This is a genomic window from Polaromonas sp. (genome assembly GCF_030682935.1).
Lineage (GTDB): Bacteria > Pseudomonadota > Gammaproteobacteria > Burkholderiales > Burkholderiaceae_C > Polaromonas.
Genome location: NZ_JAUXNA010000191.1, coordinates 1 through 1102, shown reverse-complemented (window position 1 = coordinate 1102; position 1102 = coordinate 1). Strand labels below are relative to the sequence as shown.

At 54.3% G+C, this 1102-nt stretch carries 2 protein-coding genes and 1 pseudogene; all 3 read right to left on the bottom strand.

From position 1 onward, the window contains the following. Positions 1–127 (bottom strand): annotated as a pseudogene (locus Q8K05_RS08550) (IscS subfamily cysteine desulfurase); the annotation flags it as partial. A gap of 64 nt (positions 128–191) precedes the next feature. Beyond that, the gene (gene iscR / locus Q8K05_RS08545) at positions 192–728 is read right to left on the bottom strand and encodes a Fe-S cluster assembly transcriptional regulator IscR (RefSeq protein WP_305246207.1); all 537 of its coding nucleotides are present in this window, start codon (positions 726–728) and stop codon (positions 192–194) included. 219 nt (positions 729–947) lie between these two features. Continuing rightward, a partial coding sequence (locus Q8K05_RS08540) for a UvrB/UvrC motif-containing protein (RefSeq protein WP_305246208.1) occupies positions 948–1102 on the bottom strand: 155 nt, incomplete at its 5' end.

Genomic DNA, 1102 nt, shown 5'->3' with positions numbered 1-1102 from the left:
CGTGACTGCGTGAAGCGGGGTTGCCGAAATGCTCGCGCAACCAGGGGATCATGGCGTCCACCACCCGCGGGTCGCAGGGGTTGGTGGCGCTGTAGTCCATATAAATCGGGAAATGTGGTGTATCCATTTTGCTGGCTCTTTAATTCAAAGGCTGGCTGGCAGCTCAAAACAATGACGTTGATGAAATCCGGTCAGGATTTGGAAAATGCGTTACCCAAGGCAAATACCGAATTCGGCACATTCACACGAATCGGTTTGACGATGGGCACCGCAAAAATCGCTTTTTTCAAATGCGGCGTGGTCTCGATCACCACGCCCTTTGCAAGCTGGTCATCCACCAGTTTTTGCAGGGTCACGGAGTCCAGGAATTCAACCATGCGGTTGTTCAGCGAAGCCCACAACTCATGCGTCATGCAGCGACTTCCCTCGCCCGTGCAGTTTTCCTTGCCGCCGCATTGGGTTGCATCAATGGGTTCATCAACCGACACAATGATGTCAGCCACCGTGATCTCGGAGGCTTTACGGCCCAGCGTGTACCCGCCGCCGGGCCCACGGGTGGACTCCACCAGTTCATGGCGACGCAGCTTGCCGAACAACTGCTCAAGGTAGGAAAGGGAAATTTGCTGGCGCTGGCTGATGGCAGCAAGCGTGACTGGGCCGTTGTTCTGGCGCAGCCCTAAATCAATCATGGCAGTGACCGCAAAGCGGCCTTTGGTCGTGAGGCGCATAACAAGCTCCTTTAAGTTGGCTTGACTGTCGTTAATACCCTGAGCGCTCGTGGCTTTCAGGGAACCCATCCTCCATTCGGCCAGGCTAGTCCAACCGGTTATCGGGGGGCTTTTTTCTTATGGGTTTGTTCCTGACTAATTCTGTCAAGTATAACAGAGGCTGTGGTTTTTCGCAGTGCCTCCCGGCAGCGCGGCCAGGTACCCTCATAGCAGAAATGATCAAAGTCGCCCTGATCCAGCGGCAGAAATTGGAACAATATTATCGGTACCCGGCGCGCCAAACGCCTGCTCTTTAAGGATATGCAGCTGATCGCGCACCATGGCAGCTTTTTCAAACTCCAGGTTCTTGGCATGTTGCACCATCTGCTTTTCCA